Origin of the sequence: uncultured Polaribacter sp. (assembly GCF_947495205.1) — a bacterium.
GTDB lineage: Bacteria > Bacteroidota > Bacteroidia > Flavobacteriales > Flavobacteriaceae > Polaribacter.
In genome coordinates, this window is the sequence record NZ_CANLXV010000003.1 from 212,783 (window position 1) to 235,694 (window position 22,912).

Below are 22,912 nucleotides of genomic sequence, written 5' to 3' on the forward strand. Positions count from 1 at the left end.
TTAAATGCACAAATTATAATTTAGTTTTATCATTTCATGAGCGATAAAAAACATAATAAAGAGATAGAAATTTGCATCAATACAATACAAAAGTATTTAGATGATACCAACCAGCTTTTTGAGCTACCAGAAGAGCAAAGAGTAGCTTTGTTTAAAGTTGCTGGCGCATTATCTCGTCCTAATAGACACGAGTTTCAACGAAGAAGAAAAGATGCGAAAAAAGCCGCAAAACGCAAGCAAATAGAAAGCGATAAACACGCCAGAAAATCTACAGGAATTCGTTCTGCAAGAGAAGCAAAATTATTTGTTGCCCCAAAATTGCTTGGTGCAGCAGCCATACCAGAAGATACACCAGAATTAGAATCGCCAAGAAACTGCTATGTATGTAAAACAGTTTATACAAAATTGCATCATTTTTATGATACCATGTGTACTTCTTGTGGAGATTTAAATTACGCAAAACGTTTTCAAACAGCAGATTTAAAAGACCAAGTTGCTGTAATTACAGGTTCTCGTTTAAAAATTGGGTATCATATTACCTTAATGTGTTTGCGTTCTGGAGCCACTGTAATTGCAACCACACGTTTTCCAGCAGATTCTGCAATTCGTTTTTCTAAAGAAGAAGATTATAAAGATTGGAGCCATCGTTTGCACATTCATGGCTTAGATTTAAGACACATACCAAGTGTAGAAATTTTTTGTAATTATATAGAACAAAAATACAATCGTTTAGATATTCTCATCAATAATGCAGCACAAACGGTTAGAAGACCTTCTGGTTTTTATTTTCATTTAATGGAAAATGAGAAGAAACCCATTGATCAATTACCAAAATTAGCACAAACATTATTAAAAGAACACGCAGCTTGTTTAGAGGAATTGTCCAGTTTAAGCGTTTCAACTGCAAAAACAAGTAAAAACAACGTTTTACCTGTAACTTGGCATGGGCCAGAACCAGGTATTGGCTTAAGAAATTCGGCAGAATTATCTCAAATTCCGTATAGTTTTGATAATTCTCTGCAAACCGCAGAAGTTTTTCCAGAAGGAGAATTAGATGCAGATTTACAACAAGTAGATTTGAGAAAAACCAACAGTTGGCGTTTAAAATTAGGACAAATAGAAACCACAGAAATGGTAGAAGTACAGCTGGTAAATGCTGTAGCACCTTTTGTTTTGTGCAATCGTTTGTCTAATTTAATGATGAAAGAGAATACGGGTAAAAAACACATTATTAATGTAACTGCTATGGAGGGCAAGTTTCATCGCTTTAAAAAAGAAGACAGGCATCCGCATACAAATATGGCAAAAGCGGCATTAAATATGTTAACGCATACATCTGCAAGTACCTTTGCAAAATCTGGTATTTATATGAATGCTGTAGATACAGGTTGGGTTACAGATGAAGACCCCGCAGAATTGGCAAAAAAGAAAGCAGAAACACACGATTTTCAGCCGCCTTTAGATATTGTAGATGGTGCAGCAAGAGTTATGGATCCTTTAATAGATGGCATAAACACAGGCAAACATTGGTGTGGTAAATTCTTAAAAGACTACTTTCCAATAGATTGGTAAGCCATTTATGCTTTTTATTAGGAGCTATTCGCGCTTTCAACACTCGCTTTTTTTGTTCAGAAAAAGAACAAAAAAGAGCTCAAACAAATGTTTCAATCACGGCTAAACTTGTTTGCCAACATAGTTTGGTTTTAAACAGCATAAATCATCAAAAAACAAAAAACCTCAAAATCTTGTTTTAAAGAAATTGAGGTTTTATATTTTAGTAAAGTTTTAATTTAGAATTCTGTAGCAGGTAAAATTTTACCAACACATTCTCCAAATCCAATTCTTACTTTATCATTTTTACAATGCGCCCGCATAATTACAGTATCATTATCATTAATAAACTTTCTGGTAGAACCATCTTTTAAAGTAATAGGGTTTTGTCCTTTCCAAGTTAATTCTAACATAGAGCCAAAACTATCTTTTGTTGGTCCAGAAATGGTTCCAGAACCCATCATATCTCCAGATTCTACAGGACAACCATTTACAGTATGATGCGCCAATTGTTGTGCCATTGTCCAATACATGTATTTAAAGTTAGAGTTTGCAACTACCGTTTCCTCACCATTTTCTGGTTGAATACCAACTTGTAAATTAATATCATAACTACATTTTTTAGTTTGTTTTAAGTAAGGTAAAGGTTCATGTAACTGCTTAGGATTTTCTGTTCTAAAAGGCTCTAAAGCATCTAAAGTTACAATCCAAGGAGAAATGGTAGAGGCAAAGTTTTTTCCTAAAAAAGGCCCCAAAGGCACATATTCCCAAGCCTGAATATCTCTAGCAGACCAATCATTAAATTGCACCAAACCAAAAATGTATTCTTCTGCCTCTTCAATAGGAATTCTTTCTCCTAAAACATTTGCATCTGTGGTTATAAAAGCCATTTCTAGCTCAAAATCTATTAATTTAGAAGGGCCAAAATTAGGTATTTTACAGCCTTCATTAGGTTTTGTTTGTCCATAAGGTCTTCTAATTTTTGTACCAGAAGGCACAATGGAAGAACTTCTACCATGATAACCAATAGGTACATGCAACCAATTTAGTAATAATGCGTTTTCTGGATCTCTAAAAATAGAACCTACATTAGTGGCGTGTTCTTTACTCGCATAAAAATCTGTGTAATCTCCAACAGCAACGGGTAAAAGCATTTCTACTTCATCCATTCTAAAAATAATTTTATCTTTATGTGCTGCATTATCTCTTAAAGCACCATTGGTAACATCAAAAACTTCTGCAATTCTATTTCTTACCAAACGCCAAGTTTTTCTGCCGTCTGCAATAAAATCGTTTAAATTATCTTGCAGAAACATGTCGTCAGTTAAAGGGATACCATCAAAATAGCCCAATTGATGAAAAGCACCTAAATCTATAGCAAAATCTCCAATTCTACTGCCTATAGTAATAATATCATCTCTAGTTATAAAAACACCAAAAGGTATGTTTTGTATGGGAAAGTCTGAGTTTGCTGCTACTTTTAACCAAGATTTTCTATTTGGGTTGTTTGCTATTATCTTCATCTGTTAAATTCTTTTTACCAAATCTATATAATTTTTTTATCATTTTCATTAAGAAATTTAAGCAATAACTTATTTTTAACAATCCTTTTTTTTATTCATAATAAATCTTAATAAGTTTTAATAAATAGTTTAAAAATGTAATAAAAAAAGTAGCTTTTTGCTTATTTTTGATGCTTTCTATAAAACAATAAAAATGCAATTAGATAATCAAATTTTCGACCTTATTCAGGAAGAAAAAGAAAGACAATTAAACGGTTTGGAGCTTATTGCTTCTGAAAACTTTGTGAGCGATCAAGTAATGCAGGCTCAAGGTTCTATTTTAACTAATAAATACGCAGAAGGTTATCCTGGAAAACGTTATTATGGTGGATGTGAAGTTGTGGATATTGTAGAGCAAATTGCAATTGATAGAGCTAAAGAATTGTTTGGTGCTGAATATGTAAATGTACAGCCACATTCTGGTTCTCAAGCAAATACAGCTGTGTTTTTTGCTTGTTTAAATCCTGGAGATAAAATTTTAGGTTTCGACCTTTCTCATGGTGGGCATTTAACACATGGTTCTCCTGTAAATTTTTCAGGAAAATTATACAATCCTGTTTTTTACGGAGTAGAAGAAGAAACAGGTGTTTTAAATTATGATAAAATTCAGGAAACTGCAACTAGAGAACAGCCAAAACTAATTATTGCTGGTGCTTCTGCATATTCTAGAGATATAGATTTTGAGCGTTTTAGAGTAATTGCAGATTCTGTTGGTGCTATTTTAATGGCAGATATTTCTCACCCTTCTGGTATGATTGCTAAAGGTATTTTAAATGATCCTTTACCACATTGCCATATTGTAACAACTACAACTCATAAAACTTTACGTGGGCCAAGAGGTGGTTTAATTATGATGGGGAAAGATTTTGACAATCCTTTTGGATTAACTTTAAAAAGTGGAAAGCCTAAAAAAATGTCAATGTTATTAAATTCTGCTGTTTTTCCAGGAAATCAAGGAGGACCATTAGAACACGTAATTGCAGCAAAAGCGGTTGCTTTTGGTGAAGCTTTAACAGATGAGTTTTTAGAATATCAAATTCAAGTTAAAGAAAATGCTGCTGCTATGGCAAAAGAATTTGTAGCTAAAGGGTACAAATTAATTTCTGGTGGTACAGACAATCACTGTATGTTAATAGATTTACGAAACAAAAACATTAGTGGTAAAGATGCAGAAATTGCTTTAGGTAAAGCAGATATTACTGTAAATAAAAACATGGTACCTTTTGATGATAAATCTCCTTTTGTAACTTCTGGAATACGTGTTGGAACGCCAGCAATTACAACAAGAGGTTTAAAAGTAGAAGACATGAAAGCTGTAGTTGACTTTATAGATGAAGCCATACAAAATGCAGATAATGATGAAGCGTTACATGAAATAGGTGAGCGTGTTGCAGTTATGATGAGTGCAAGAAGATTATTTGTAATGTAAAATGTAATGCCTTCAAATAAATAGCGCATTTTTACAGATTACTTAATAAATAACTTAAAAAGCATCAAGATTTAAACCTTGATGCTTTTTTATTTTTATTAAAGACCTTTGTGCGTTTGGCTAACAAAAAACACATAACTTTAAATACTATTTTTGTAATTATTTAATTTCTACTTTTAATACATTTCCGTGATAATGACCGCATAAATTTAACGTGTGCATTTTATCATGAGTAATATATTTGATATTTTTAATTGCACTTGGTTCAATCTTAATCTTTTCTTTAAAATCTGCATGCATTAAGAAATTATCTATTATTATTAGGTTTAATTCTTTCCATTTTAAGGGTAAAACTGCCAAACTATCTAAATTTAAATCTTTAAAATTTAGCAGTTCAACTTTTTTTAGTTGCTCAATTTTTACGGTTTTGTCTCGTTTATTTATCCGTGTATTTTTAATGTTTTCTTTATCTAAAAAGAGTAAAGGAAAAAAAGGCACTTTTTGATTATTTAAAAATACATGATAATCTTTATATGTTTTTTCTAAAACCTTATCTCTAGTGTATTTTATATTTCTGCTAGCGCAACTAAACATAAAAAGTAATGCAAATAATAACAGGTAAATTCTCATTTTGTTTTTTATCAAAAATAGATATCGCTTTTTATTTGAGAAAGTTACAATTAGTAAACACTACTAGTTTATTAGGTAACAGGAAATTTAAATAACAAAAACATGTACTTAAGATTTTTTAAGAACTGGCGCGTTCAATAATTTTTTCGGGTAAAGATTTTTTAGCTTTTGCGCCCATTTTTTTCAATTTTTCTATACTCGTTATAATATTTCCTCTTCCTTCAACTAATTTATTCATAGCACCAGAATATTCTTTTTTACTATCGTCTATTCTTTTACCAATATTAATTAAATCTCCTAAAAGACCTTGAAATTTGTCATACAAAGCACCTGCTTGTCTTGCAATTTCTAAAGCATTTCTTTGTTGTTTTTCGTTATTCCACATAGAATCTATGGTTCTTAATGTAGCCAATAGGGTAGAAGGAGTAACAATTACAATATTTTTTTCAAAAGCTTTGTTGTAAATGTGATTGTCTGCATTTAAAGCAACTGCAAAAGCAGGTTCTATAGGTACAAACAGCAATACAAAATCTGGAGATTCTATTCTGTAAAGATCTTCATATTTCTTTTCACTTAATTGCTCTACGTGCGTTTTTAAAGACAATACATGCTTTTTAAGATGTTTTTCTTTTAATGTTTCATCTTCCTCATTAATAAATTGTTCATAAGCTACCAAAGAAACTTTAGAATCTACAATCATTTTTTTGTTATCTGGCAAATGAATTACAACATCTGGCAAAACACGTTTACCCTCATCATTAGTAAAACTTTGTTGCACAAAATATTCTCTATCTTTTTCTAAACCAGATTTTTCTAAAACACGTTCTAAAACCAATTCGCCCCAATTTCCTTGCATTTTATTATCACCTTTTAAAGCTTTGGTAAGGTTTAAAGTTTCTTTACTCATTTGCTGATTCAGTTCTTTTAAACCTAAAATTTGCTGACGCAAAGCAGCATGATAATCGATACTTTCTTTGTGGGTTTTTTCTACTTTATCTTCAAAACCTTTAATTTTTTCCTGAAGCGGACTTAAAATGTTTTTTATGTTTTCTTTATTTTGTTCTGTAAACTTTGTAGATTTTTCATCTAAAATTTTATTGGCTAAATTTTCAAATTCTTTAGTAAATTTTTCATTTAGTTGTGCTACTTCTACTTTATTTTCTGAAAGCTTTATATTTAAATTGCCAATTTCTGAATCTTGCCTTGTATTTACAGTAATTAAGTTTTCTTTTTCTTGCTGAATTGTTTTCAACTCTTTTTGCAGCGCTATGTAATTATTTTCTGTAATATCTTTAGATTGTTGCAGTAAAACAACGCGTTCTTCTAATGTAGCTTTCTCTTTTTCTACAGCAGTTTTTTCTTTTTCAAAATTAAGTTTCGATTTTAAATTCCCTATAAATAAACCAATTAGTGCAAAAATTATGGCTATTAATAAGTATATGATGATTTCTGTCATAATGTAATTTTAAGTCCTTAAATTTATCACTTTAAAAAACAACAAAAAACCTTTACTTAGGGTTTTTGTAAACAATCTTAAAAATATTTTTTTTGAAATTAATAGCTACGTTTATATTTTACAAAATTTTAGGTTGGAAGGTAGAAAATGGTTTTCCTAAAGATATAAAGAAATTTGTTGTAATTGCAGCGCCACATACAAGTTGGTTAGACTTTCCTATTGCTATTTTAACAAGAATGAGTGAAGGAATAATGATAAATTTTATTGGAAAAAATGCATTATTTAAATGGCCTTTTGGTTACTTTTTTAGAGCTTTAGGAGGCACTCCTGTAGATAGAACTAAAAGTACAAATATGGTAGATGCTGTAATTAAAGTGTTTCATGCTAAAGAAGAGTTTCGTTTGGGCATATCTCCAGAAGGAACAAGAAAAAAAGTAGACAAATGGAAAACAGGTTTCTATTATATTGCCCAAGGTGCAAAGGTACCCATTGTAATGGCTACTTTAGATTTTGAAAATAAAAAGGTAAAAGTGTCTAAACCAATTTACACAACGGGTAATATAGATGAAGATTTTAAAGTTTTTAAGTCTTTTTTTAAGGGTGTAAAAGGTAAAAATCTTAATTTATGTTAAATTATTTATTTTTTTTAAGACGCTTTCATTTATTTTGCGTAATTTTGTTATAGTAATTAAAATTGCTTAATAGAGATTAGGGGCTTTATTATCAAATCATTACTTAATAGCATACGCTATGATATGGTCTCCAGTTTTACTGGAGACTTTTTTTATGCATATTTTTTTGTAACTTTTTCTGTAATTCTTACAATTAATTCCGTTGCTTTTTGCATAGATTCTAAAGGAACATACTCAAACCTGCCATGAAAATTATGGCCGCCAGCAAATATATTTGGACATGGTAAGCCTTTATAAGAAAGTTGAGAACCATCTGTACCACCTCTAATAGGTTTAATTATTGGTTTAATGTTGATGTCTTTCATGGTTTCTTCAACTATATTTACAATGTGCATTACTGGCTCAATTTTTTCTTTCATGTTAAAATATTGATCTTTAATTTCCACAGAAATTAAATCTTTACCAATTTTTTTGTTCAAATTAAAAGCAATTTGTTGCATTTGCTTTTTTCTTTCTTCAAACAAATTAATATCATGATCTCTTATAATATATTCTAATATTGTTTTTTCTACATCACCCAAAATATCATGCAAGTGATAGAAACCTTCGTATTCGCTTGTTTTTTCGGGTACTTCATTTTTAGGTAAAGCAGCAATAAACTCATTTGCAATTAACATAGCGTTTATCATTTTTCCTTTTGCATAACCTGGGTGAACCATTTTACCTTTTATGGTAATTGTAGCGCTAGATGCATTAAAATTTTCATATTCCAATTCGCCTATTTGACTACCATCCATGGTGTAAGCCCAATCTGCCCCAAATTTATTTACATCAAACAAATGCGCGCCTTTGCCCACTTCTTCATCAGGTGTAAAACAAATTCTAATTTTACCGTGCTTTATTTCTGGATTTTGAATAAGATATTCCATAGCCGTTACAATTTCTGTTACACCAGCTTTATCATCTGCACCCAAAAGTGTGGTGCCATCTGTAGTAATTAAGGTTTGGCCTTTATATTGCAACAAATCGTCAAAATCATTTGGCGATAAAATAATATTTTCCGTTTTATTTAAAACAATATCTTTTCCGTTATAATTTTCTATTATTTGTGGTTTTACGTTTTTCCCGGTAAAATCTGGACTTGTATCTATATGCGCAATAAAACCAATTGTGGGTACTTTATAATTTATATTGCTTGGTAATGTTGCCATGATATAGCAGTTTTTATCTAACACTACATCTGACAAACCAATATTTTTTAAATCTTGTTCTAAAATCTTTGCCAAATTCCATTGATTTTCTGAGCTTGGAAAAGCTGGGTTTTTAGGATTTGATTCTGTGTTTACAGTTACGTATTTTATAAAACGTTTTTTAATAAGTTCTTTAGCTATCATTCTTCTGTTATCAAAATTTTGTTGAATAAGGAAATGGCTTTGCATACTCTTTTTTCTATCAAAGAATCGCCATAAATTTCTGCTTTTGCAATTAAAGATTGTTTTTTGTTTAGCGCAATAAATAATTGCAAAGATTGGTAATTGTACTTGTTTTTTATACCTTTTGCTAGTATAAAATAACTTGGTTTGTTAAGAAATATAGGTTCTTTTGCTTTTTTTTGAATTCGTTTTTCTGCTAAATTTTCTTGTTCCAATTTTAATTTAAATAGTTCATTAATTTCTATTCTATTAGAAAATAGGGCAATATCTAGCAATATTGTTTTTGTTAATTGTTTTGTAGTATCTGCAGTGTATATTGATGATTGTAGTTCATCTGTATAAAAATTGGTGTTCCATTGTTTTGGCAGAGAAATTTTAAAACTTTGCTTTTGGTCTGTTATGGTTTCTAAATTAGAAAAGAAAGCTTCTTTACAGCTAAAAATATATTGTAATTCGTTTGTTTTTGTGCAGCCTATTAGCATCAGCAATATTAGGAAACTTACTACCTTAATTATTTTCATAAAATTAGAATTCAAGTTTACCAATTTTTTCATTGCCACTTAACCAAGCTGTGTTTTTGTCTGCAAATTGTATGGCGTAATAACTATCTTTAGAAATATCTGACCAAGTTTTACCACCATCATTAGAAAATGAAACTCCTGTTTTACCAACAGCAAAAACTTCTTTACCAAATGTATTTGGTACGTATTGTACGCAACTTTTATAATTTGGTATCTGTTTGTTAGCTACCAATTGCCAAGTTTTACCGCCATTTGCAGTTATTGCTTTGTTTGCTTTATTTTCTAATGGTTTAGAATAATCTCCACCAATAATAATTCCGTTGTTTTTGTCTAAAAAATCTATAGAATAAATACCTTGAGGTCCATTTCCTTGAATAATTGGTGTGCTAAAAACTTGCCAAGTTTTTCCATAATTATTAGATTTTAAAATGTTAGCTTTTGCACCACCAGAAGCAATCCAAACGGTACTTCCTATAGTTTTAATATTGGTATTGCTTGCTGCAAAAAAGGCTTCGCCTTTTGCTATTTCTGGTAAGTTTTCACACGGAATTTTATGCCAATTTTCGCCACCATCTTGTGTTATAATTATAGATGCACAGTTTTCTGTTGGATCTCCAACTGCAATGCCATGTTTGTAATCATCAAAAAAAGTAAGTGTATCATAAAAAACTTTTTCATGTGTTTCTTTATAAATTAAAGTTATTTCATCTTCATAAATTTTATATAATAATGCAGGATTTTCAATAGAAAGCGCAAAAATAGCTTCATTATTTACAGCAATACTTCTAAAATTTGGTATTATAGAGTCTTGATAAACAGGTTTGTAAATTGATTTATTTTTTTTATCATCTGAAAAATAACCAATACTCCCATTTGAAGTTGCGTAAACAATGTTGTCTTTATCTAAAACTTCAATTGCTCTAATGCTAGCACCTTCTATTTTAAATTCTTTAATAGTTATTTTATCTATATTTCTTGGTTGATAAGCTTGTTTGCAAGCAACAAAAAAAAGGAAAGTAAAAATAATTGTTATTATTCTTTTCATTTTTAATATTTTTATACGACTAAAATACATAAAGTAATAGAATTAATGAAAAAAGCATTGGTAATTTCTGGAGGTGGAAGTAAGGGAGCATTTGCAGGTGGAGTTGCACAATACTTAATGAAGAATGAAGGTAAAGAATACGATCTGTTTTTAGGAACATCTACAGGTAGCTTAATGGTTTCCCATTTGGCAATGGGTATGCTAGACGAATTAAAACATTTGTATACCAATGTAAATCAAGAAACTATATTTAGTAATAATCCGTTTAAAATTAAAAAAGTTGCTGGCGAAAAGGTGATTAGTATCAATCATTTTAATACATTTTGGAACTTTTTAAACGGTAGAAAAACTTTTGGAGAAAGCAAAAATTTACGTGCTTTAATTAAAAGAAATATTACTAAAGAAATGTATAACACTATAAGAGCCACACAGAAAGAAGTGGTGGTAACTGTATCTAATTTAACGGCCAATCAAATAGAATACAAATCTATAAATGATTGTTCTTATGACGATTTCTGTGATTGGATTTGGGGTTCTTGCAATTATGTGCCATTTATGAGTTTGTTGGAAAAAAATTATTGTCAATATGCAGATGGTGGCTTTGGTTCTTTAATACCTATAAGAGAAGCAATATTAAGAGGCGCTACAGAAATTGACGCCATTATTTTAGAAACAGAAGTAACGCAAATAAATAGATTGCACGCTAAAAATCCGTTTTCTTTATTGTTTGATGTTTTTGATTTTATGTTGGTACATGTAGAAAGGCATAATATTACTATTGGTAAATTGGCTGCTGCTAATAAAAACGTAAACTTAAATTTGTATTATACACCTACCGTTTTAACTACAAATTCTTTAGTTTTTGATAAAGTATTAATGAAAAAATGGTGGCAATCTGGTTTTGATTATGCCAAGTCTAAAGACGAAGAAAAAATGAGTGAATTTAGGCCAGATGTTTTAACAGATAAGGAAATAGAAGATTGTTTAGAAGATCCTAATAATTTAAACATTAACAAATCAAAGTAAAAGCATAAAAAAAGCTCCTTAAAATATTTAATTTTAAGGAGCTTTTAAATTATTTAAAAAAACTAATTGTCTATTTCTGTATACATATTATTACCAGCAGGCATTGCCAATTTAGAATCGTAAATTTGTTCTATATTTAAAGCATTTTGTGATTTAAAATTGCCCTTAGCACCAGTAGTAATAAAAGTTAATGTTCGGTTTAAAAGAGGATCTGATTTTTCTCCTAAAACACCTAAATTACCAGGATTTTCAATGATGTTTATACCATTAAAATTACTACCAGCAACATTACCAGGAATAATGCCATTTGGGTAATTATTACCATCTTTATTCTGAATTTCAAAAACTAAAGGTTGCATAGCGTAGGTGTGATCTGGATTTAAATTATCGCCATTTCTAAATAAGTTTTCAGAATCATATAAAGTAATAGAGCCAACTTGTTTTCCAACGGTTTCTGTACCAATTACTTGTACATCAATATAGGCATCTAAAGCATTAATTACCAATTCTGATGCTGAAGCAGAACTACCTGAAACAATAAAATATACACGTGTTAAATTTAAACTATTTATAGCCTCATTAACACCATTATTAACAATGATTGAAGTAGGAAAATTATCTACAAAATTATCTTCATCTAAAGCATTGGTAACTTTCTGGTTCCAGACTTGTTTTGCATAGATTTCATTAGCAAATTGTCCTGTAATCATAGCACCTAAATAACCTGCAGTTCTTGTAGAACCTCCTGGGTTATATCTTAAATCTACAATTAAATCGTTAATGTTTTCTGATTTAAAATTGCCAAAAACGGCATTTAATTCTCGGTCAAAAGAACTGGCAAATTGGTTATACATTAAATACCCAATTTTTCTATTACCTTCTTCTATAACTTCAGAAACGGCTATTGGGTTTTCTTGTAGTTCTGTTTTTGTTAGAGAAAAAGTTGTGTTGTTATCTGTAGGATTTCCATTATTAAAATCTCCTATGCCAATAGTAAATGCATTGTTGTTGCCAAAAAGTAAATCTCTAAAATTAACATCTGTAAGTTGTGTGCCATTTACGCTAGTTATTAACATACCTCTTTGTACACCTGCTGTGTCTGCACTAGAATTTGGTACAACATAACGTACATAAGCATAAACATTTGTATTGCTGTTTTGGTATCTTACAAAACCAAGCTCCATACCTGTGGTTAAATTTATGCCTTGAAAAGAGTTTTCTAGAGCAACATAATCATCTACTATCCAAGAAAAACGATCTACATTTCCTGCGTCAAATAATAAACTGTTAAAAGTACTTTCTGGCGAATCTAAATCTCTATAAAATGTGTAAATATCTAACAAATTGTTAAATCTATTATCTGCTAAATTGGGCACATCTTCTTGCCATAAATAATACAAGTTTAAACCTCTCCATATAAAATAATTGATATCATCTGCAGTGGTTACTTCAAAAGGAGGTTCACTTTCTTCAACTTCATTACTACAAGAAAAATTTAAAAAAAGTGATAGCGTTAAGGTAATTATTACATATTTTTTCATAATTGTTAATTTGTATTAGGTAAATTTTGTGTTATTAACACACCATTATCTAACAATCTTTGCGCATCTAAAGAATTATAAATAAACTCATAATTGTTAGGATTACAATTAAAGTTTACACCAGAATTACCGGTAGAAATATAGGTTAAAACTCTATCTAATATTGGTTCTGTGCGTTCTCCTAATTCTCCTAAATTTAAAATATCTTCATTTGTACAAGTTGTAATGTTAGGTGTAAAACCATCTATAAAACTTTGGTCGTTATTATTGGTGAAAGTTAACACAGTTGGTTGTGTTGCTATAGTATGTGTAGTATTTCTATTGGCAAAATTATAATCTTCAGAATTGTATAAAGTAAGTATTCCATTAGGGTTTCCTGCAGTATTTGTGCCAATTATTTCTACATTTATGTAGGGTTTTAAACTGTTTATTAACAGTTCTATACCAGATGATCCATCAAAATTTTCACCATTTAAAATTAGATATACATTATTTAAATTTAGGCTATTTAAGTTACCTCTTTCAGCTATTTGTGTAGGGAAATTGGTTACTAAAGCTTCTGGTTCATTGTCTAAAAACCAACGTTGTGCTTTTGCATTCCATTCTTTTTTTATTAGAGGTTCTGCTGCAAACTGGCCAGTAATTAAAGCGGCTAAATAAGCGATGTTTGTTTCTGTTTCAGAGCCAGAAATACTGTATCTTAAATCTAAAATTAATTCATTAACAGCCTGATTTTTAAATGCTAAAAAGGTGTTATTTAATTCTTCAATTGAATTTTCTGAAAAATCATTAGCAAATAATAAATATCCAATATTAGCTGCTCCTAAAGCAAACGTTTTTTCAATTAATGCAGTTGGGTAGTTGTAATTTTCTTTTTCTAATGAGACTACTTTTCCGTTAGCAGTAATGTTTACGCCATCAAAATTAACCATACCTAAGTTAAATGGATTTGTATTTGTAATTAATAAGTTTTCAAAATTTGTTTTTGTTAAAATGGTTCCATTAACACTGTTAAAAAATTCTCCTCTTCTAATGTTTTTGTTACTTGCATTAGAATTTGGTAAAATATGGCTAACAATACCAATAATATTATCCGTATTATTTGGTTGCTCAATGGCAATAAATTCCATACCATTGGTAAACGCAGTTCTAGGCAAATTGATGTTTAAATTGGTGTAATCTAGTATCAGATTAGAATTTTCATCAGTAGGTATTAAAAGACCATTAAAAAGTACTTGGTTATCTGCAAAGCCGTTTAAATAATTATTTAATTCTTGGTCAGAATTAAAACGTCTATCTGCTAAATCAGGTATTTGATCTTGATAAAGGTAGTATGCGTTTAAGCTTTTCCAAATAAAATCTTGTACAACTATATTTTCTGGTATCGTAATTTCTTTTTCACATTGTATAAAACTGAATATACAAACTAAAAATAAGGCGCTTTTAAAAAGGTTTTTCATCAATACTAAAATAAAGATTATTTGCTAATTCTAACGCAAAACTATAACAAATAGTATTATTTTTAACATCTGTTGTAACAAAAAACAGTGCCAATCGTTCTAATAATGTAAACCTTGAAATAAAATACAATAATTAGGGTTTTTTAAACCAGTAAAATTAGAAATGAAACAATCAGAATTTTTACAAGTTGTTTTACCTTTTAAAGACAAGTTATTTAGGTTGGCAAAAAGATTGTTGGTTTCTAGAGAAGAGGCAGAAGATGCTACGCAAGAACTTATTTTTAAATTATGGAAAAGTAAAGAAAAAATAGAGAATTATAAAAATGTAGAAGCTTTTGCAATCACAATGACTAAAAACTATTGTTATGATCGATTAAAATCTAAACAAGCCAATAATTTAAGTTTAATACATACCAATTATAAAGAAAAAGAAACGTCTTTAGATAAAAAAATAGAATATAAAGACAGTGTAAATCTAGTACATCAATTGATAGAAACCTTGCCAGCACAACAAAAAATTATAATTCAGTTAAGAGATATTGAACAATATGATTTTGATGAAATTTGTAAAATTACAGACATGAAACCCAACACAGTTAGGGTGGCATTATCTAGAGCAAGGAAAACAATTAGAGAAGCATTAATAAAAAAACACAACTATGGAGTTAGCTAACATAGAAAAATTAATAGAAAAATACCTAAACGCAGCAACTACTTTGCAAGAGGAAACTACCTTAAAAATCTATTTTACAGAAGGTGATGTTGCGCCTCATTTGCAAGAATATAAATACCTGTTTGCGTATTTTAAAACAGCAAAGCAAGATAAATTTACAAAAACCATTAATTTAAAAACTAAAAAACGAAATTATAAATGGTTAAGTGTAGCAGCATCTGTAATGCTATTGTTTAGTGTATTTATTGGCAAACAAGAATATGATAAATACCAAGCAAAAAAAATGTATGCTCAAATAAGTAAGGGTTTAAAGTTATTATCTTCAAATCTTAAAAAAGGAGAAAAAGCTGTTGCTCATTTGTATGTATATGAAAATTCAGTAAAAAAAATAGTAAAGTAAAAAACAGTAAATAAACACAGAAATTATGAAAAAAAATATAGTATTAATAGCTTTTATTCTTGCACCAATGATGTTTAGTGCACAGTCTTTTTTTGAGGCTTTAGAAGATATGGATGGAGTAGATATGGTAGTTGTAAACAAAGATGCTTTTGAGCTTTTATCTAAATTTAGTCCAGAAAAATTAGAGGCAAGTAAAGAAATGAATGTCTTTAATATGATTACAGAGTTAAATGAATTTAGAATGTTTTCTGCTGATGATGTTAAAATTGCAGAAAAAATGGAAACTATGGTAAATGGTGCCATTAAAAAGAACAGGTTAACAGAATTAATGCGCATTAAGGAAGACGATTCTAGAATTAAAATCTATGTAAAAACAACAAAAAATAAAGATTATGTAAGTGAGGTTTTAATGTTTATTAAAGGTTTAGACAAGCAAACTAAAGGTATTACAGAGTCTATGATTATTTCTTTAACGGGCAATATAGATGTAAATAAAATGTCTGATTTAGCCGATGCTTTTATAAAAGAAGATAAAAATAAGGACAAATAATAACAAATTGAATTTAGTATTCAGTTTTAAAATACCTAAAAATATGTCAAAAATAACCAAACTTTTTTCCTTATTATTTTTTGTAATGCTTGCAAGCTCTTGTAATAATGAAAAATCATTACAACGCTACTTGGTAGACACTAATGGTAAACCAGGTTTTATTACGGGAGATTTACCTATAAGTACAGTTTTATCGCCAAAGGCGGATGTTTCTAAGGAAGTAAAAGAAACCATTAAAAGCATTAAAAAAATTAACGTTACTTTTTTGCCAAAGACAAATGATAATTCAGAAAAGTACGAAGTTGAAAAAGTAAAATTAAAAACCATTTTTAAAGGAAACAAAACCTATAAAGACTTGGTAGCCATGAAAATAAAAGGCATGAATGTTAAAATTTATTTTACAGGTGATACCAATAATATCGATGAAGTTATTGCATTTGGATATGGTGAAAATACTGGAGTAGGAGTTGCCAGATTGTTGGGAGAAAATATGAACCCCGCAAAAATTATAAATGCACTAAAAAGTATGGATTTTGATGAGAAAAGTCCTGCATTACAACAATTTGCAAGTTTGTTTACCAAATAAAAATAATGCATTGTTTTTAAGCCATAATTCTTAGCAGAATTATGGCTTTTTTTGTTATTTTTAGAAAAAATTGTAATGAGATTATATATTTTAATTCTTCTATTCATTATCACTATCACATCTTGTGTGAGCGTACAAAAACACAATAGACAAATATCTAAATTACACAGCGTAAAAGAACTAAGTGCAGATGTTGACGAATTGTATTCACAACTTCAAAAATACCATCCAAGATTGTATCAATATAAAAGTAAAGTTGTTTTAGATTTTAAGTTTGATAGTTTAAAGCAATCTTTAACACCAATGAATAGTAAAGATTTCTATAAAAAAACAGTTCAGGTTGTTTCACAAATGGGACATGGACATACAGGGATAACTCCACCCAAAAAAATAAAAACTAAAGAAGAAAGAAAATTATATCGCAGGCAAAAAAACAATTTTAATACTTTAGATTTTGAGTATTTAAACAAACAATTATTTATAAGCAAAACCAAAGAAAAAGATGGTGCTTTATTGTTTGCAGAAGTTCTTAAAATAAACAATGAGGATGTTAGTGTACTTACCAAAAAATATCGAAAAATATTTTCGTCAGATGGTTACAATACTACATTTTATGATAAGGTAATTGGCAAACATTTTAAAAAGTATTTTTATAGAGACAAAGGTGAATTAGACAGCATTTCTTTAACTTTACAAATAGAGGATTCAACATTTATAAAAACTTTTAGAACAATTCTTAGAAAAAAAAGCACAAAAAACAGTCTTAAGAAAAAATCAGATTCAATTAAAAAAGATGCTACAAGAAAGAAACCTGTTATTCTAAGTAAATTAGAGAGAAAAAAGAGACGTAAGTTCAATAAAATACATGGCTATAATTATTCAGAGAAAACCTACACTAGAAATTTATCTTTTATTGGTAAAGATAGCACAGTTGCTTATATGAAAATAAGAGGTTTTGGAAACGGAAGTTATAAAGAATTCTACGAGCAAACTTTTCAAACTTTAAAAAATAGAAATACAGAAAATCTAATAATTGATTTGCGCTATAATGGCGGAGGAAGAGCCGCAGAAATTAGAGATTTATATGCCTATTTAACGGATAAAGAATTCCAATTTTTTACAAAGAGTGAAGTAAAAACAAGATTTCCTGTTTTAAATTCTGTTTATACAAATACCAATAATTTATTCTCAAAAATAGTTGTAGGAATTGGGTCTCCCGTAATCGTAGCTTACCGTGTTTTTAAAGTTAAAAAAGAAAACAATCAGTTGTATTTTAATTATAAAACTAAAATTAAAGAACCAAATCCTTTAAATTTTAAGGGTAAAATTTATGTATTAATTAATGGATACTCTTTTTCTGCTTCCGCAATTTTAGCAACTTACTTAAAAGCAAATCAACGTGCTATTTTTGTTGGCGAAGAAACTGGTGGAGCATACAATGGCACTGTGGCAGGTTTTACAAGAGTACATGATTTAAAGCATTCTAAAGTTAGGGTTCACTTTGGTCTTATGCAAATACAAACACCATTTTTACAAAAGCCAGATGGTTTTGGTGTAAAACCAAATTTAGCCATTTCACCAACTTTAAAAGATAGAAAAGCCAAAATAGATCCAGAATTAGATTGGGTTTTAAAAGATATTGTAAGTCAATAATATAAAATTAAAACACTTATTTTTCTAATGCGTTTGTTGCTTTCTGTTTTTAACTACGCATTAACAACTTCACTAGTTTATTTTCTTATTTTTGAAAAATTAGACAACACATTTTATGAAGATTAAAAATAGTTTAATTCTTATTGTACAATTTGTTTTTGCCATAAATTTTGCGCAAAATACAGTAGCTTACAAAGCCGAAAAAGAAAAAAAACACAACTTAATACATACCAAATTAAAAGTAGATTTTAATTTTGATAAAAAGCAAGTAAATGGCGAAGCTTGGGTAACTGTAAAACCACACTTTTACAGCACAAATACATTAATTTTAGACGCCAAAGCCATGTTGTTTCAAGAGGTATCTTTAAACGGCAATATTTTAAATTATAATTATGACGATTATCAGCTAAACATAAAACTGCCAAAAAACTATACCAAAGAAGAAAGTTTTACAATTTACATTAAATATACAGCAAGACCAGACAAAGTAAAAAACAAATTAACCAATACTTTAGCTACAGAGAAAGGCTTGTATTTTATAAATCCGTCTGGTAAAGACAAAACCAAACCTACACAAATCTGGACACAAGGCGAAACAGAAGGCAGCAGTTGTTGGTTTCCAACAATAGACGCACCCAACCAAAAAACTACGCAAGAAATTTACATTACAGTACCCAATAAGTATAAAACACTTTCTAATGGTAAACTAATTACAGCTGTAATAAATAAAGAAAATAGAACAGATTATTGGAAATTAGATCAAAAACATGCACCATATTTAGCATTTTTAGGTGTTGGAGATTTTGAAGTAATCGAAGACACACCTTATAAAAATATACCTATTAATTATTATGTAGAAAAAGAATTTGCACCTTTTGCAAAATCCATTTTTGGGAATACCCCAGAAATGATGCATTTTTTTTCAGAAAAATTAGGAGTAACATTTCCTTGGAACAAATACAGCCAAATTGTTGTAAGAGATTATGTTTCTGGAGCAATGGAAAACACAACGGCAGTTGTACATAGTGAAATTGCATACCAAAAACCAGGGCAATTAATAGATAAAAATGTGCATGAAAATACAATAGCGCACGAACTTTTTCATCATTGGTTTGGTAATTTGGTAACGTCAGAAAGTTGGGCAAATTTAACGTTAAACGAATCTTTTGCCAACTACAGCGAATATTTATGGCAAGAATATAAATATGGCAAAGAAGCTGCAGAAATGCATCTATTTGAAAACAATAATGCATATTTAAGTGGGCAAGAATCAGACAAAAATTTGGTACGTTTTGATTATTTAGAACATCAAGATATGTTTGATTTAGTAAGCTATAATAAAGGTGGCGCAATTTTACACATGTTACGAAATTATGTTGGAGACGAAGCTTTTTTTGCCAGTTTAAAAACCTATTTAAACACTTATAAATACAAAGCGGCAGAAGCCCACGAACTGCGTTTAATTTTCGAGAAGGTAACAGGCAAAGATTTAAATTGGTTTTTCAATCAGTGGTATTTTGGGGCAAACCATCCAGAATTAACCATTTCTTACGATTACAATTTATTAAGGAAAACAGTAACTATTAATATATTACAAAACCAAGCACAACCTTTTCAATTTCCTATTGCTTTAGATTTTTTTGAAGGTGGCAAAAAATACAGAAAAACTGTATTTGTAGAAAATAAAGATGCCTCTTTTACTTTTAATTATAAAGTACAACCCACTTTAATACAAGTAAATGCAGATGGAGTTTTATTGTGCAAAATCAATGAAAATAAAGTACTTAGCGATTATATTTTTCAGTTAAAAAATGCTGATCATTTTATGCATCGTAGAGAAGCTTTATTAGAAGTAGTAAAAAAGCAAGAAGACAAATTGGCTTTTAACGCCGTTGTAAATGCTATGGATGATGATGCTTATCAAATTCAAGTATTGGCTTTAGAAAATGTAGATTTAATAAATAAGTTTGCTAAAAAAGATGCCATTCAAAAAATAATGAAACTTGCAAGTACAACAGAAAATACTATGGTACAAGCTGCAGCCATACAAACTTTAGGTAAATTAACAGATCCAGAATTAAAAAACTACTTTGTAAAAGGTTTAGAAAGCGAGTCTTACGCCGTTTTAGGAAAAAGTTTAGTAGCTATGTTTTATATAGATAAACCATTGGCTATAAAAAAATCAAAAGAGCTGCCAGATGAAATTCGTAAAATACTGGCAACACCTTTAACAAAAATTTTTATAGCTTCTAATGATGAAACAGAATTACCTTTTATAGCAAAAAGTGTAGTTTCTGGTATGTTTTTATCGGGTAATGGACCTAATAAAAAGTTATATGAAAAAGCTTTTCAGCAAGTATCTAAAAGCAATAACATGAAAGCCATACAAAACCTAACAGAAGATATGGTAGCCAAAGGCATTCAGTACAAAAAATTTAATTTTGATAAAGTTGTAATCAACTTAATGCGTAAAATGGTGCAAGCGCAAGAAATTAGCGATAATACCAACAAAGACAGAAATGTGGCCTTAATTAAAACGGCTATGGAGCGTTTACTGTAAAGCTTACTTATTATTTTATCAAATAATAACCTATATATCTAAAGAGTGTTTGGCGTAAACTGTATTTCATCTCTTTTGTATTTTCTTACAACGTAATTATTTTAGTAAATGTAAATATTTTAATAGAAAGGAATAAGATTTCTATTAAGAGTAAAAGGTATTGGTACTTCAATGAATTAACGATGTAATTTTTAGTTATTCAAAATTACTTTAACAAACCAGTTTCTTATTGTTATAATTTAAAATGCAAAACCAGGTTTATATAATTCTTGCATTTTTAATGTAAACTTGAATTACTTTCCTTTCTATTTTCGTAATAAGTTTCTTTATAAATATACTACCATTTAGAAAAATAGATTTTAAGCACATTTAAAATGGTTACAAAATCTTAAAATTTATTTTTGATATTCATCAAAAGTACCATCCGTATAAAAAACTAAAATCCGCTGTATTTTTTTTTCTGAAGTTTTCTCTGAAGATGAAAATAAAGATGGAGTAGGAGCTGCTACTTTTTCTTTGGTTGTTACTTTATTCGGAAACATTCCAACACCATTTACAAGCCATTTAATATCTACATCTTCAAATTCTGAAGTTACTTTTAAAATAAAATCTAAACTTGGTTTGTTTCTCCCAGACAAAATATGCGATATGCTAGAACGCTGCACACCAACTTTATCTGCAAACATAGAAGCAGAAAGTGCATGAAAAGTCATTATTTCTTTGAGTCGATTTGTAAACTCTGTACTGTTTATCATTGTAAATTATTAGTGTTTTACAAATGTAAATAATTCAGTGTAATAATCAAAATCATTTATAACTATTATTTAAAAAGTGATTTTAAGTATTAAACAATAACTTTATATAATTAAACTTAAATACCTTAAATTAAGTAATTTAATCCTTAGTTATAGTTATTTATTATCAGAAAATACCTGAAGCTTTATAGAAACACTAAAGTTGATTATTGTAGTTTACAAAAGTAACATTATTCACTATTTTATAAATTTACATTTGTAACATAATTACAATTTACAATTGTAAATTTTAGTTTGATTACAAATGTGAATAGCTTATTTTTACAACCTATATTTTAGTTAAACTTATGAGCATCACAAGCACCGCATTTTTAGAATCAATATTTAAAACACAAAAAGAAAAAACACTTTCAGGAAAATGGATTCGATTTAAGGATCTTAAAAACTTGTTTCAGAAATATGAATCTTTATTTGATGTTCAACAAATAGGCGTGTCTGAATATGACAGACCTATATATCAATTAAAAATAGGCACTGGTCAAAAGAAAATTTTACTTTGGTCTCAAATGCACGGAAATGAAAGTACAGGTACAAGAGCCTTGTTTGATTTATTCAACTGTTTTTTAAATGACAATGCAACAGAATTAAAAACCATTTTAGACAACTGTACTTTAGTTTTTATACCCATGTTAAATCCAGATGGGGCAGAAGTATATACGAGAGTAAATGGCAACAATATCGATTTAAATAGAGATGCTGTAGCTAAAACAGCCAAAGAAAGTAAATTACTGCGCAGCGTTTTAGAAAGTTTTAATCCGCAGTTTTGCTTTAATCTACACGACCAAAGAACTATTTTTAATGTAGAAGGCACAAAAAACCCAGCTACCATTTCGTTTTTAGCGCCATCAGAAGAAATTACAAGAAAAATAACGGCAGGTAGAAAACAAACCATGAATGTAATTATTGCAATGAATAATATGTTGCAAAAAATAATACCCAATCATGTGGGTAGGTATACAGACGAATTTTACCCAACTGCAACCGGAGATAACTTTCAAAAATTAGGTTACAACACCATTTTAATAGAATCTGGACATTATAAAGAAGACTATAATAGAGAAGAAAGTAGAAAATATACTTTCTATTCTATTTTACAAGGTTTGTCTTACATTGCAAATACTTCAGATTTTAGTACCTATAAAGATTATTTTAATATTCCCAATAATAGTAAGGACTTTTATGATGTAATTCATAGATTTTCAGACAGTTCTAAAGATGTTGCTTTTCAATATAAAGATGAAATCTTAGAAAATAAATTGGTATCTAAATTGATTCAAGTAGATGATGATTCTTTAAAAGAGAAGTTCGGGCACTCTGAAATCGTTTTTTAATTGTAAAAAAATTAAATTTTTCTCATTTTTTTTCTTGTTTACTTTAATTAAATTTATA

General features: G+C 29.2%; 20 protein-coding genes. 11 read left to right on the forward strand and 9 right to left on the reverse strand.

Going from position 1 to position 22,912, the window contains the following annotated elements; translation table 11 throughout:
* Window positions 1-36 precede the first annotated feature (36 nt).
* Window positions 37-1,572: an SDR family oxidoreductase gene (locus Q0762_RS04245; RefSeq protein WP_298763979.1), complete on the forward strand. Its 1,536-nt coding sequence runs from the start codon at window positions 37-39 to the stop codon at window positions 1,570-1,572.
* A gap of 218 nt (window positions 1,573-1,790) precedes the next feature.
* Here the strand turns inward: Q0762_RS04245 and fahA are convergent, their stop codons facing one another.
* A complete protein-coding gene (gene fahA / locus Q0762_RS04250; RefSeq protein ID WP_298763982.1) occupies window positions 1,791-3,074 on the reverse strand; it encodes a fumarylacetoacetase in 1,284 nt (427 codons plus the stop codon).
* A gap of 193 nt (window positions 3,075-3,267) precedes the next feature.
* On the opposite strand from fahA, the gene glyA reads away from it, so the two are divergent.
* Window positions 3,268-4,542 (forward strand): serine hydroxymethyltransferase, encoded by a 1,275-nt coding sequence (gene glyA, locus Q0762_RS04255; RefSeq protein WP_298763984.1) that lies wholly within the window; start codon window positions 3,268-3,270, stop codon window positions 4,540-4,542.
* 159 nt (window positions 4,543-4,701) lie between these two features.
* On the opposite strand, the gene Q0762_RS04260 is transcribed toward glyA, so the two are convergent.
* Complete coding sequence (locus Q0762_RS04260; RefSeq protein WP_298763987.1) at window positions 4,702-5,172, reverse strand: hypothetical protein; 471 nt, start codon at window positions 5,170-5,172, stop codon at window positions 4,702-4,704.
* 118 nt (window positions 5,173-5,290) lie between these two features.
* Window positions 5,291-6,628: a DNA recombination protein RmuC gene (gene rmuC, locus Q0762_RS04265; protein ID WP_298763990.1), complete on the reverse strand. Its 1,338-nt coding sequence runs from the start codon at window positions 6,626-6,628 to the stop codon at window positions 5,291-5,293.
* A 92-nt stretch (window positions 6,629-6,720) separates the two neighbouring features.
* Here rmuC and Q0762_RS04270 point away from each other — a divergent pair, with 92 nt between their 5' ends.
* On the forward strand, window positions 6,721-7,260 hold the full coding sequence (locus tag Q0762_RS04270) for a 1-acyl-sn-glycerol-3-phosphate acyltransferase (protein ID WP_298763992.1): 540 nt from the start codon (window positions 6,721-6,723) through the stop codon (window positions 7,258-7,260).
* A gap of 152 nt (window positions 7,261-7,412) precedes the next feature.
* On the opposite strand, the gene pepT is transcribed toward Q0762_RS04270, so the two are convergent.
* From pepT to Q0762_RS04285, 3 genes are read right to left on the reverse strand one after another with little or no spacing between them, the layout of a single operon-like run.
* Entirely contained in the window at window positions 7,413-8,654 is a 1,242-nt protein-coding gene (gene pepT, locus Q0762_RS04275; protein WP_298764129.1) for a peptidase T, read from the reverse strand.
* Window positions 8,651-9,214: a hypothetical protein gene (locus tag Q0762_RS04280; protein ID WP_298763994.1), complete on the reverse strand. Its 564-nt coding sequence runs from the start codon at window positions 9,212-9,214 to the stop codon at window positions 8,651-8,653. Before Q0762_RS04280 ends, pepT begins: the two co-directional genes overlap by 4 nt.
* Window positions 9,215-9,218: 4 nt before the next feature.
* Entirely contained in the window at window positions 9,219-10,259 is a 1,041-nt protein-coding gene (locus tag Q0762_RS04285) for an oxidoreductase (protein WP_298763997.1), read from the reverse strand.
* Between the two features lie 45 nt (window positions 10,260-10,304).
* Here Q0762_RS04285 and Q0762_RS04290 point away from each other — a divergent pair, with 45 nt between their 5' ends.
* Window positions 10,305-11,285, forward strand: coding sequence for a patatin-like phospholipase family protein (locus Q0762_RS04290; RefSeq protein WP_298763999.1), 981 nt, complete (start codon window positions 10,305-10,307; stop codon window positions 11,283-11,285).
* A 62-nt stretch (window positions 11,286-11,347) separates the two neighbouring features.
* Here Q0762_RS04290 and Q0762_RS04295 read toward each other — a convergent pair whose 3' ends face one another.
* Both Q0762_RS04295 and Q0762_RS04300 read right to left on the reverse strand, forming a co-directional pair.
* Entirely contained in the window at window positions 11,348-12,826 is a 1,479-nt protein-coding gene (locus tag Q0762_RS04295; RefSeq protein ID WP_298764002.1) for a S41 family peptidase, read from the reverse strand.
* Between the two features lie 5 nt (window positions 12,827-12,831).
* The gene (locus Q0762_RS04300) at window positions 12,832-14,286 is read right to left on the reverse strand and encodes a hypothetical protein (RefSeq protein WP_298764004.1); all 1,455 of its coding nucleotides are present in this window, start codon (window positions 14,284-14,286) and stop codon (window positions 12,832-12,834) included.
* A gap of 163 nt (window positions 14,287-14,449) precedes the next feature.
* On the opposite strand from Q0762_RS04300, the gene Q0762_RS04305 reads away from it, so the two are divergent.
* The 6 genes from Q0762_RS04305 to Q0762_RS04330 all read left to right on the forward strand — a co-directional run bounded on the left by Q0762_RS04305 (window position 14,450) and on the right by Q0762_RS04330 (window position 20,708).
* Window positions 14,450-14,959: a sigma-70 family RNA polymerase sigma factor gene (locus Q0762_RS04305; RefSeq protein ID WP_298764007.1), complete on the forward strand. Its 510-nt coding sequence runs from the start codon at window positions 14,450-14,452 to the stop codon at window positions 14,957-14,959.
* Window positions 14,946-15,359 carry a hypothetical protein gene (locus Q0762_RS04310; RefSeq protein WP_298764010.1) on the forward strand — a complete coding sequence of 138 codons (414 nt, stop codon included), beginning with the start codon at window positions 14,946-14,948 and terminating at the stop codon, window positions 15,357-15,359. Before Q0762_RS04305 ends, Q0762_RS04310 begins: the two co-directional genes overlap by 14 nt.
* A gap of 25 nt (window positions 15,360-15,384) precedes the next feature.
* Complete coding sequence (locus Q0762_RS04315; protein WP_298764013.1) at window positions 15,385-15,909, forward strand: DUF4252 domain-containing protein; 525 nt, start codon at window positions 15,385-15,387, stop codon at window positions 15,907-15,909.
* Between the two features lie 43 nt (window positions 15,910-15,952).
* Window positions 15,953-16,495, forward strand: a complete 543-nt coding sequence (locus Q0762_RS04320) for a DUF4252 domain-containing protein (RefSeq protein WP_298764017.1) — start codon at window positions 15,953-15,955, stop codon at window positions 16,493-16,495.
* Window positions 16,496-16,621: 126 nt separating this feature from the next.
* Window positions 16,622-18,148, forward strand: coding sequence for a S41 family peptidase (locus Q0762_RS04325; RefSeq protein WP_298764019.1), 1,527 nt, complete (start codon window positions 16,622-16,624; stop codon window positions 18,146-18,148).
* Between the two features lie 115 nt (window positions 18,149-18,263).
* A complete protein-coding gene (locus Q0762_RS04330; protein ID WP_298764022.1) occupies window positions 18,264-20,708 on the forward strand; it encodes a M1 family metallopeptidase in 2,445 nt (814 codons plus the stop codon).
* A 395-nt stretch (window positions 20,709-21,103) separates the two neighbouring features.
* Here the strand turns inward: Q0762_RS04330 and Q0762_RS04335 are convergent, their stop codons facing one another.
* Entirely contained in the window at window positions 21,104-21,463 is a 360-nt protein-coding gene (locus Q0762_RS04335) for a helix-turn-helix transcriptional regulator (RefSeq protein ID WP_298764024.1), read from the reverse strand.
* Between the two features lie 347 nt (window positions 21,464-21,810).
* On the opposite strand from Q0762_RS04335, the gene Q0762_RS04340 reads away from it, so the two are divergent.
* Complete coding sequence (locus Q0762_RS04340; protein WP_298764027.1) at window positions 21,811-22,854, forward strand: M14 metallopeptidase family protein; 1,044 nt, start codon at window positions 21,811-21,813, stop codon at window positions 22,852-22,854.
* Window positions 22,855-22,912: the final 58 nt, after the last annotated feature.